The organism is Pseudomonas sp. NPDC089569 (assembly GCF_050280625.1).
Classification (GTDB): Bacteria; Pseudomonadota; Gammaproteobacteria; order Pseudomonadales; family Pseudomonadaceae; genus Aquipseudomonas.
In genome coordinates this window covers 1-10,579 of the sequence record NZ_JBNNVQ010000149.1, presented here as the reverse complement: position 1 = coordinate 10,579, position 10,579 = coordinate 1, and the positions used below count along the sequence as shown (strand labels likewise).

Sequence of the window (10,579 nt, the reverse complement as noted above, 5' to 3'; positions counted from 1 at the left end):
GCCGGTCCCGATTTCCAGCACCTTGTCCAGGGGGCCCGCCTCCAGCAGCAACTCACTCATGCGAGCCACCATGTAAGGCTGGCAGATGGTCAGCTACTTCGTCGCGTTCTACACCAACACCAGCATCAACTGGGGCATGGCGACCGCTCTGGGCGGGCTGCTTCTGCTGGCAACCGTTTTGCTTTATCTGATTTACAGCTGGCTGGTGGGCGCGAGCCGCCTGCGCCTGAGCTAAGGGGAGAACGAAATGCTGAGTCCTTATATGTCGCCCATAGAGCGGGTGTGGTTCTACAGCTTGCGGATTCTTTGCGGCTTGATCCTGTTGTTCCTGATCCTGCCAGTGCTGGTGATCATTCCGCTGTCGTTCAACTCGGGCAGTTTCCTGGTGTACCCGCTGCAAGGCTTCTCGCTGCACTGGTACCAGGATTTCTTTGCCTCGGCGGAATGGATGCGTTCGCTGAAGAACAGCATGATCGTGGCCCCGGCTGCGACCGTGCTGGCGATGATCTTCGGTACGCTGGCGGCGATCGGCCTGACTCGGGGCGACTTCCCGGGCAAGGCGTTGGTGATGGCGCTGGTGATTTCGCCAATGGTGGTGCCGGTGGTGATTATCGGTGTGGCCAGTTACCTGACCTTCGCTCCACTGGGGTTCGGCAACAGCTATACCTCGCTGATCGTGGTGCACGCCGTGCTGGGCGTGCCGTTCGTGATCATTACGGTGTCTGCGACCTTGCAGGGGTTCAACCACAATCTGGTGCGCGCTGCAGCCAGCCTCGGTGCTTCGCCGCTGGTGGCGTTCCGTCGCGTGACATTGCCGCTGATCGCTCCCGGCGTGATTTCCGGCGCGCTGTTCGCGTTCGCCACGTCGTTCGATGAAGTGGTTGTGACCCTGTTCCTGGCCGGCCCCGAGCAAGCGACTCTGCCGCGGCAAATGTTCAGCGGTATCCGCGAAAACCTCAGCCCGACCATCGCTGCCGCCGCGACGCTGCTGATCGCTTTCTCGGTGATCCTGCTGCTGACCCTGGAATGGCTGCGTGGTCGTAGCGAAAAAATGCGTACCGCGCAGGTTTGACGGATCACTTCGATCCATTGTGGGAGCGAGCCTGCTCGCGATAGCGGACTGACATTCACCATCGATGTTGACTGTTAAACCGCCATCGCGAGCAGGCTCGCTCCCACATTAGATGTTCAGTGTCTGTTGAGTCATTCATGACCTGAATACCGGCCAATCCCAAATCCCCGGCTACGCTTGTGCCCAGCTCCCCTATCCATAAGAGGCTGCGCACGATGGGTCTTTCCTCCTTCAAAATCGCTCACAAATTGATCACCGGCGCGCAAGCTATCGAGCAACTGGCGGCGGAGCTCACGCGCCTGGACATCGATAACCCGCTGATCGTCACTGACGCCGCGTTGGTCAGGTCAGGTACGGTCGAGCTGGCGCTGGCGCAACTGGGGGATCGTGCCTATGAAATCTTCGACCGGGTGTTGCCCGATCCTGAAATCGCCATCGTTGAAGATTGCATGCGGGTCTACCGCGAAGGCGGGCATGACGGATTGATTGGCCTCGGCGGTGGCAGTGCCATCGACATTGCCAAAAGCGTTGCCGCCTATGCCGGATACCACGGGGCGCTCGAAGATCTGTTTGGCATCGATCAGGTGCCGCGCAAAGGCCCGCCACTCATTGCCATTCCAACCACCGCCGGCACCGGGTCTGAAGTGACTAACGTGGCGATCCTCTCGGACAAGGTCGCCCAATTGAAGAAGGGGATCGTCAGCGATTACCTGTTGCCGGATGTGGCGCTGGTCAGTCCGCAAATGACCCTGACCTGCCCGCGCAGTGTCACCGCCGCCAGTGGCGTCGATGCATTGGTGCACGCCATTGAGTCCTATCTGTCGATCAACGCGTCGCCGATCACGGATGCTCTGGCCATCGGTGCGGTCAAGCTGATCGCCAAGGCGCTGCCCAAAGCCTATGCCAATCCCTCCAATCTGCAGGCCCGTGAAGACATGGCCACCGCCAGCCTGATGGCCGGCATGGCTTTCGGCAACGCCGGGGTCGGTGCGGTGCATGCGTTGGCCTATCCGTTGGGTGGCCGCTTCAACATTGCCCATGGCGTCAGCAATGCGTTGCTGCTGCCCCATGTCATGATCTGGAACAAGATGGCCTGCGTCGAACGCATGCAGGATATCGCCGAGGCCATGGGTATCAGGACCGCTCATCTGAGTGCCAGCGAAGCGGCCGACGAGGCCGTGGAGGCCATGAGCGCGCTCTGTGCGGCGGTGGAAATCCCGTCAGGTTTGCGCAGCTTCGGAATTCCGGAGGACGCCATCCCGGCCATGGCCGTGGAAGCCGCGGGGATCGAGCGACTGATGCGCAATAATCCGCGCAAGTTGAATGCTGTCGATATCGAGAAAATCTACCGCGCGGCTTATTAGGCAAAGCCCAATCATCGCGGTTACGGTGCGCGGGCCAAAGCATGCGGTATACAATGCGCGCCATCGTGATTTTGCTCAGAAAAGGTGCGTCATGCAGCCCTTCGTAATTGCTCCGTCGATTCTCTCCGCCGATTTCGCCCGCCTGGGCGAGGAAGTGGACAATGTCCTGGCTGCCGGTGCCGACTTCGTGCACTTCGATGTCATGGACAACCACTACGTGCCCAACCTGACCATCGGCCCGATGGTGTGTGCGGCGCTGCGCAAGTACGGCGTGACCGCGCCGATCGACGCGCACCTGATGGTCAGCCCGGTCGACCGAATCGTCGGCGACTTCATCGAAGCCGGCGCGACCTACATCACTTTCCACCCTGAAGCCACCCAGCACATCGACCGTTCCCTGCAACTGATCCGCGAAGGCGGCTGCAAGTCGGGCCTGGTATTCAACCCGGCGACTCCGCTGGACGTGCTCAAGTATGTGATGGACAAGGTCGACATGATCCTGCTCATGAGCGTCAACCCGGGCTTTGGCGGTCAGAAGTTCATTCCCGCTACCCTCGACAAGCTGCGCGAAGCGCGGGCGCTGATCGATGCATCGGGGCGTGACATCCGCCTGGAAATCGACGGCGGCGTGAACGTCAACAACATTCGTGAAATCGCTGCGGCTGGCGCTGACACGTTCGTTGCCGGCTCGGCCATCTTCAATGCGCCGAACTATCAGGAAGTCATCGACAAGATGCGTTCCGAACTGGCGCTGGCTCGCCCATGAGTGGTTTTGAGCAGCTGTTCGCGGGGCAACTGCCGCGGTTGGTGATGTTCGATCTGGACGGCACATTGATCGATTCGGTCCCGGACCTGGCAGTGGCTGTGGATAAAATGCTGCTCAAACTCGGTCGCCAGCCTGCCGGTCTGGAAGCGGTACGCGAATGGGTCGGCAATGGTGCGCCAGTGCTGGTGCGTCGTGCGCTGGCCGGCGGGATCGATCATTCGGCGGTTGATGACAACGAAGCTGAACGGGCGCTGGAGTATTTCATGCAGGCTTATGGCGAGAGCCATGAGTTGACCGTGGTTTACCCCGGCGTGCGCGATACCCTCAAATGGCTGCAAAAGCAGGGTGTCGAGATGGCGCTGATCACCAACAAGCCGGAGCGCTTCGTCGCGCCGCTGCTGGATCAGATGAAGATCGGCCGCTATTTCCGCTGGATCATCGGCGGCGACACCCTGCCACAGAAAAAACCGGACCCGGCCGCGCTGTTTTTCGTAATGAAAATGGCCAATATTCCCGCCTCGCAATCGCTTTTCGTCGGCGATTCGCGCAGTGATGTGCTGGCGGCGAAAGCGGCTGGCGTCCAGTGCGTGGCGTTGAGCTATGGCTATAACCATGGCCGGCCGATTGTTGAAGAGTCGCCGGCACTGGTCATCGACGATCTGCGCAAGCTAATTCCCGGTTGCCTGGATCCGGCCGCTGAGATAACGTTGGCCGACGCTGTTCAATCCCCTCCTGGAAATTCCATCGTGGTGGTCACTCGCAAACTCTGGATGAAAGTCATCAAGGCCTTGGCCCGCTGGCGTTGGCGCGCCTGACGTGATCCTGGCCGGTTATCCGGCGCGTTTGCATACCTGACTGTTTGACCCTCAAGCCACGAGGCACATCATGATCCGTGAAGAATTCCTGCGTTTGGCCGCTGCCGGCTACAACCGCATTCCGCTTGCCTGCGAAACCCTGGCCGATTTCGACACGCCGCTGTCGATTTACCTGAAGCTGGCTGACGAACCTAACTCCTACCTGCTCGAATCGGTGCAGGGCGGCGAGAAGTGGGGGCGTTACTCGATTATCGGCCTGCCGTGCCGTACTGTGCTGCGGGTCCATGATCACCATGTCAGCGTGACAGTCGATGGCGTTGAAACCGAAAGCCACGATGTTGAAGATCCGCTGGCGTTCGTCGAAGCCTTCAAGGCTCGCTATAACGTCCCGACCATCGCAGGCCTGCCGCGATTCAACGGTGGCCTGGTGGGCTACTTCGGTTACGACTGCGTACGTTATGTGGAAAAACGCCTGGGCAAGTGCCCGAACCCGGACCCGCTGGGCGTGCCGGACATTTTGTTGATGGTGTCCGACGCTGTCGTGGTCTTCGACAACCTGGCGGGCAAGATGCACGCGATCGTCCTGGCCGACCCTGCGCAGGACGATGCGTTCGAGCAAGGTCGTGAGCGCCTGGAAGCGTTGCTGGAAAAGCTCCGCCAGCCGATCACCCCGCGCCGTGGCCTGGATTTCAGCAAGCAGCAAGCGGCCGACCCGGTGTTCCGCTCAAGCTTCACCCAGCACGATTACGAAAAAGCCGTCGACACCATCAAGGAGTACATCCTGGCCGGTGACTGCATGCAGGTCGTGCCGTCCCAGCGCATGTCGATTGACTTCAAGGCTGCGCCTATCGATCTGTACCGCGCGCTGCGCTGCTTCAACCCGACGCCATACATGTACTTCTTCAACTTCGGCGACTTCCACGTCGTCGGCAGTTCGCCGGAAGTGCTGGTGCGGGTCGAAGACAACCTGATCACCGTGCGCCCGATCGCCGGCACCCGACCGCGTGGCGCTAGCGAAGAAGCCGATCTGGCGCTGGAAAAAGACCTGCTGTCGGACGACAAGGAAATCGCCGAGCACCTGATGCTCATCGACCTGGGCCGCAACGATACCGGCCGGGTGTCGGAAATCGGTTCGGTGAAGCTCACCGAAAAAATGGTCATCGAGCGTTATTCCAACGTGATGCACATCGTGTCCAACGTGACCGGTCAACTGAAGGACGGCCTGACGGCGATGGATGCGCTGCGGGCGATTCTGCCAGCCGGTACCTTGTCCGGTGCACCAAAAATCCGCGCAATGGAAATCATCGACGAACTGGAACCGGTCAAGCGCGGTGTCTACGGTGGCGCCGTCGGCTACTTCGCCTGGAACGGCAACATGGACACCGCCATTGCCATCCGCACGGCGGTCATCAAGAACGGCGAACTGCATGTGCAGGCCGGGGGCGGCATCGTCGCCGATTCGGTGCCGGCGCTGGAATGGGAAGAAACCCTGAACAAGCGCCGCGCGATGTTCCGTGCCGTTGCCCTGGCTGAACAAACTCCGCAAGGCTGACCCATGAACTGACGCGCCTGCCGGCCGCCTTGAACAACCAAGCGCAGGCCGCGGCGCCAGATTCATTTGAAGGCTGCTTCCGAAGTCAGAGAATTCAAGAGGTTTCCAACGCCATGTTGTTGATGATCGATAACTACGACTCTTTTACCTATAACGTTGTGCAATACCTGGGCGAACTGGGTGCCCAGGTCAAAGTCGTGCGCAACGATGAATTGACCGTTGCCGAAATCGAAGCCCTCAATCCTGAGCGCATCGTGGTTTCCCCCGGTCCCTGCACCCCGACCGAGGCCGGTGTTTCGATTGACGTGATCAAGCACTTTGCCGGCAAGTTGCCGATTCTCGGTGTCTGCCTGGGCCATCAGTCCATCGGCCAGGCCTTTGGCGGTGATGTGGTTCGCGCCCGTCAGGTGATGCACGGCAAGACCAGCCCGGTGTTCCACGAGGACAAAGGGGTCTTTGCAGGGCTGAACAATCCGCTGACGGTTACCCGCTATCATTCATTGATCGTCAAGCGTGAAACCTTGCCCGATTGCCTTGAGCCGACCGCCTGGACTCAGCTCGAAGACGGCTCGGTCGACGAGATCATGGGCCTGCGCCACAAAACCCTGAACATCGAGGGTGTGCAGTTTCACCCGGAGTCGATTCTCACCGAGCAGGGCCATGAGCTGTTCGCGAACTTCCTCAAACAAACCGGCGGCACGCGCTAAGGACCTTTCATGAATATCAAGACAGCCCTGGGCCGTATCGTCGACCAGCTCGACCTCAGTACTGAAGAAATGCGCGACGTCATGCGCGAAATCATGACCGGGCAATGCACGGACGCACAGATCGGTGCGTTCATGATGGCCATGCGCATGAAGAGTGAAAGCATCGATGAAATCGTCGGTGCCGTGTCGGTCATGCGCGAGCTGGCGGACAAGGTCGAGCTCAAGACCCTGGATGGTGTGGTGGATGTCGTCGGCACGGGCGGCGATGGCGCAAACATTTTCAACGTGTCGACTGCATCGGCATTCGTGGTTTCGGCGGCGGGTTGCACGGTGGCCAAGCACGGCAATCGCGCGGTGTCGGGCAAGAGCGGCAGTGCCGATTTGCTGGAGGCGGCGGGAATCTATCTGAACCTGACACCCGTGCAAGTGGCGCGCTGCATCGATAACGTCGGTATCGGCTTCATGTTTGCCCAGACTCACCACAGCGCCATGAAATACGCTGCCGGCCCGCGTCGCGATCTTGGCTTGCGGACCCTGTTCAACATGCTCGGCCCGCTTACGAATCCGGCTGGGGTGAAGCATCAGGTGGTGGGTGTGTTCACCCAGGCCTTGTGCCGTCCATTGGCGGAAGTCCTGCAGCGGCTGGGCAGCAAGCACGTGCTGGTTGTGCATTCCAAGGATGGCCTGGACGAATTCAGCCTCGCAGCGCCAACGTATGTCGCCGAACTGAAGAACGACCAGATCACCGAGTACTGGGTCGAGCCGGAAGACCTGGGCATGAAAAGCCAGAGCCTGCATGGCCTGGCGGTGGAAAGCCCGGCGGCGTCCCTGGAGCTGATTCGCGATGCACTGGGCAAGCGCAAGACTGAAAACGGTCAGAAAGCGGCGGAGATGATCATGCTCAATGCCGGCGCTGCACTGTACGCCGCCGACCATGCCAGCAGCCTCAAAGAGGGTGTGGCATTGGCGCACGATGCGCTGCACACGGGCTTGGCCCGGGAAAAACTCGAGGAGCTGGGTGCGTTTACCGCGGTATTTAAAGTGGAGAATGAGGGATGAGTGTACCGACGGTTCTGGAAAAGATCCTGGCGCGTAAGGTCGAGGAGGTCGCCGAGCGCAGTGCTCGCGTGAGTCTCGCCGAGTTGGAGAGCCTGGCCAAGGCGGCCGATGCACCCCGTGGTTTTGCCAAGGCATTGATCGAGCAAGCCAAGCGCAAAGAGCCCGCGGTCATTGCTGAAATCAAAAAAGCATCCCCGAGCAAAGGCGTGATCCGCGAGAACTTCGTGCCTGCCGATATCGCCAGAAGCTATGAGAAGGGCGGCGCGACCTGCCTGTCGGTACTCACCGATATCGATTATTTCCAGGGCGCCGATGCGTACCTGCAACAGGCGCGTGCGGCGTGCAAACTGCCGGTGATCCGCAAGGATTTCATGATCGATCCGTACCAGATCATCGAAGCCCGCGCCCTGGGTGCCGATTGTGTGCTGTTGATTGTTTCCGCTCTGGACGACGTGAAAATGGCCGAGCTGGCATCGGCGGCCAAGGGCGTTGGCCTTGATGTGCTGGTCGAGGTGCATGATGGCGACGAGTTGGATCGAGCCCTGAAAACCCTCGATACACCGCTGGTTGGTATCAACAATCGCAATCTGCACACCTTTGATGTCAGCCTGGAGACGACCCTCGATCTGTTGCCTCGCATCCCGCGTGATCGCCTGGTGATCACCGAAAGCGGCATTCTCAATCGTGCCGATGTCGAGTTGATGGAAATCAGTGACGTGTACGCTTTCCTGGTCGGCGAGGCATTCATGCGCGCCGAAAGCCCAGGCACTGAACTGCAGCGCCTGTTCTTCCCGGAGCGTGGTGTGCCGGTCAGCGGCTCGACCCTCGACTGAACAACGCATCGCGAGCAGGCTCGCTCCCACAGTTACACCAAATCCAATGTGGGAGCGAGCCTGCTCGCGATAGCGGCATAAGAAGCACCACAGACTCTACGTCCTACGGAATCCCTTATGACCTTACCTGTCTCCTTGACCATCGAAGCCGGCCTGCAAGCCGAACAGGATTTGCTGGCATCGGTTTGCGCCGGCAATGGGGAGTCTGGTCTGTTGTTTTGGCAACCCAGTGATCGGGCGTTGGTCATGCCGCGGCGGCTTAATCGTCTTCCCGGTTTTGATGCAGCCTGCGAGGTTTCGGCAGCAGCTGGATGGCCGGTGTTGCTGCGCGAAACCGGTGGCGAGCCGGTGCCGCAATCTGCCTCGACGATCAACATCGCCCTGGTTTATGCGCCCCCGCGCAGCGAGGGCGATCTGAACCGCATCGAGTCCGGTTACCGACGCCTGTGCGACCCGATTTGTCAGTTGCTTGATGAGCTGGGTGGTACTTCATCGCTGGGAGAAATCGACGGCGCTTTCTGCGACGGTCGTTTCAACGTCAATCTGGATGGGCGCAAGATGGTCGGAACGGCCCAGCGCTGGCGCCAGAGCCAGGGCGGTCAGCGTCCAGTAGGCCTGGTGCACGGGGCAATGTTGCTGGATGACGAGCGTCAGTCGATGGTCGCTGCGGTCAACCGCTTCAATGAGGCTTGTGGTCTGGAGCAGCGGGTTCGCGCCGACAGTCACATCGCCCTGCATGAGAAATTCATGGCACCCAATGCGCTGGTGCGCCTTGAAGAGCTTTACCGGCAAATGCTCAAGCAAATGTTCGGCGCCTGAGTTTCAGGCTTAGCGCGTCCCGAAGACCACCATGGTCTTGCCTTTGACATCCACCAGGTTGCGTTCCTCCAGGTCCTTGAGCACGCGACCGACCATCTCCCGCGAACAGCCGACAATTCGCCCGATTTCCTGGCGGGTCACCTTGATCTGCATGCCATCGGGGTGAGTCATTGCATCCGGTTGCTTGCAAAGCTCCAGCAGGCAGCGGGCGACGCGACCGGTCACGTCGAAAAAGGCCAGGTCGCCGACCTTTCGCGTCGTGTTACGCAGGCGCTGTGCGATTTGTCCGCTCAACACGTAAAGAATGTCCGGGTCTTGCTGTGAAAGCTCGCGGAACTTCGAGTAGCTGATTTCCGCAACTTCACATTCGACCTTGGCGCGCACCCAGGCACTGCGCTCCTGTTCCAGGCCTGCCTGCTCGAATAACCCCAGCTCGCCAAAAAAGTCCCCGGCGTTGAGGTAGGCAATGATCATCTCGCGGCCGTCGTCATCCTCGATGAGGATGGTGACCGAGCCTTTGATGATGAAGAACAACGATTCCGCACGGTCGCCGGCACAAATGATGTTGCTCTTGGCCTGATAGCGACGGCGCTGGCAATGCATCAACAGCTTGTCGAGGTTCTTGATCCTGGGGGTGGGGGTAATAGCAACCATGGTTGTATCCCGAAAAGACTGCACGGTGTGTTTGGTTTTTTTATGTATGGCGAAACGGCGAAAAAGCTGGCAATGCGCCAGCGAATTGGCGTCAGCTTATCAGACGTTTCCTTCTATATTCGAGAATTTACCTATAAGGCAGGCGGTTATGTCCCAGGAAGGGGAGCGCTGTCAATCCGGGGGGCTGTGCTAAGCTGGCGACCCTTTTTTATACAGTGGAGTCTCGACGATGAAGGCACGCATCCAATGGGCAGGCGAAGCCATGTTCCTCGGCGAATCCGGCAGCGGTCACGTCGTGGTCATGGACGGTCCTCCCGATGCCGGTGGCCGTAACCTGGGTGTCCGGCCAATGGAAATGCTCCTGCTGGGTGTTGGCGGTTGCAGCAATTTCGACGTGGTCAGCATCCTCAAGAAGTCCCGCCAGGCGGTCGAGAGCTGCGAAGCCTTCCTCGAAGCCGAGCGGGCGACCGAGGATCCAAAGGTCTTTACCAAGATTCACATGCACTTTGTGGTCAAGGGGCGTGGGCTGAAAGAGGCACAGGTCAAGCGCGCCATCGAACTGTCCGCCGAAAAATACTGCTCGGCGTCGATCATGCTCGGCGCTGCCGGTGTCGAGATTACCCACGACTACGAAATCATCGAGCTCGGTTGAGTCGACATTCAACTATCATAAAAGCGGTGCAGACTCTGGCGATCCCCTGCTGACGTCTGCATAATGCGCCACTTTTTTCAGGGTAGTGACCTGTCTGCCGACAGGTCGCGCTCCCGAACAGACAACCAAAATCGCCATCGCGAAGAGGTGTTAACCGTCCTACGCAGGTGCGTCGTTCGCATCTGACGGGATGGATCTGTGTAGTGATCGGCCTCATCGTCTTTGGCGCCATGTTCTGGTCGATGATTCTGCACCGCCGCTCGACCGGGCAAGTGGCGGCAAGATT

General features: G+C 59.6%; 11 protein-coding genes and 3 pseudogenes. 12 read left to right on the top strand and 2 right to left on the bottom strand.

The genetic code is table 11. The features are described 5' to 3' along the window. A pseudogene (gene pcm / locus ACQKP2_RS30270) lies at window positions 1–90 on the bottom strand (protein-L-isoaspartate(D-aspartate) O-methyltransferase); the annotation flags it as partial. Between pcm and ACQKP2_RS30265 the strand changes: the two are divergent. The 10 genes and pseudogenes from ACQKP2_RS30265 to ACQKP2_RS30220 all read left to right on the top strand — a co-directional run. After that, a pseudogene (locus ACQKP2_RS30265) lies at window positions 83–235 on the top strand (ABC transporter permease); the annotation flags it as partial. The pseudogenes pcm and ACQKP2_RS30265 sit on opposite strands and share 8 nt — an antisense overlap. 12 nt (window positions 236–247) lie before the next feature. Then, window positions 248–1,072, top strand: coding sequence for an ABC transporter permease (locus tag ACQKP2_RS30260; RefSeq protein WP_427581997.1), 825 nt, complete (start codon window positions 248–250; stop codon window positions 1,070–1,072). A gap of 215 nt (window positions 1,073–1,287) precedes the next feature. Continuing rightward, window positions 1,288–2,436, top strand: coding sequence for an iron-containing alcohol dehydrogenase (locus tag ACQKP2_RS30255; RefSeq protein WP_427581996.1), 1,149 nt, complete (start codon window positions 1,288–1,290; stop codon window positions 2,434–2,436). A 91-nt stretch (window positions 2,437–2,527) separates the two neighbouring features. After that, window positions 2,528–3,202, top strand: coding sequence for a ribulose-phosphate 3-epimerase (gene rpe / locus ACQKP2_RS30250; RefSeq protein WP_427581995.1), 675 nt, complete (start codon window positions 2,528–2,530; stop codon window positions 3,200–3,202). Next, window positions 3,199–4,017, top strand: coding sequence for a phosphoglycolate phosphatase (locus ACQKP2_RS30245; protein WP_427581994.1), 819 nt, complete (start codon window positions 3,199–3,201; stop codon window positions 4,015–4,017). The genes rpe and ACQKP2_RS30245 overlap by 4 nt, the downstream gene beginning before the upstream one ends. A gap of 70 nt (window positions 4,018–4,087) precedes the next feature. Further along, window positions 4,088–5,569 carry an anthranilate synthase component I gene (gene trpE / locus ACQKP2_RS30240; protein ID WP_427581993.1) on the top strand — a complete coding sequence of 494 codons (1,482 nt, stop codon included), beginning with the start codon at window positions 4,088–4,090 and terminating at the stop codon, window positions 5,567–5,569. Between the two features lie 113 nt (window positions 5,570–5,682). Further along, complete coding sequence (locus ACQKP2_RS30235) at window positions 5,683–6,276, top strand: aminodeoxychorismate/anthranilate synthase component II (RefSeq protein WP_427581992.1); 594 nt, start codon at window positions 5,683–5,685, stop codon at window positions 6,274–6,276. Window positions 6,277–6,285: 9 nt separating this feature from the next. After that, entirely contained in the window at window positions 6,286–7,335 is a 1,050-nt protein-coding gene (trpD, locus tag ACQKP2_RS30230; protein WP_427581991.1) for an anthranilate phosphoribosyltransferase, read from the top strand. After that, window positions 7,332–8,168, top strand: coding sequence for an indole-3-glycerol phosphate synthase TrpC (gene trpC / locus ACQKP2_RS30225; protein WP_427581990.1), 837 nt, complete (start codon window positions 7,332–7,334; stop codon window positions 8,166–8,168). Before trpD ends, trpC begins: the two co-directional genes overlap by 4 nt. 117 nt (window positions 8,169–8,285) lie before the next feature. Continuing rightward, the gene (locus tag ACQKP2_RS30220; protein WP_427581989.1) at window positions 8,286–8,987 is read left to right on the top strand and encodes a lipoate--protein ligase family protein; all 702 of its coding nucleotides are present in this window, start codon (window positions 8,286–8,288) and stop codon (window positions 8,985–8,987) included. 9 nt (window positions 8,988–8,996) lie between these two features. Here ACQKP2_RS30220 and crp read toward each other — a convergent pair whose 3' ends face one another. Beyond that, entirely contained in the window at window positions 8,997–9,641 is a 645-nt protein-coding gene (gene crp / locus ACQKP2_RS30215; RefSeq protein WP_427581988.1) for a cAMP-activated global transcriptional regulator CRP, read from the bottom strand. Between the two features lie 229 nt (window positions 9,642–9,870). Here crp and ACQKP2_RS30210 point away from each other — a divergent pair, with 229 nt between their 5' ends. Both ACQKP2_RS30210 and ACQKP2_RS30205 read left to right on the top strand, forming a co-directional pair. After that, entirely contained in the window at window positions 9,871–10,293 is a 423-nt protein-coding gene (locus tag ACQKP2_RS30210) for an OsmC family protein (RefSeq protein WP_008061600.1), read from the top strand. Window positions 10,294–10,454: 161 nt separating this feature from the next. Further along, a pseudogene (locus ACQKP2_RS30205) lies at window positions 10,455–10,579 on the top strand (cytochrome c oxidase subunit II); the annotation flags it as partial.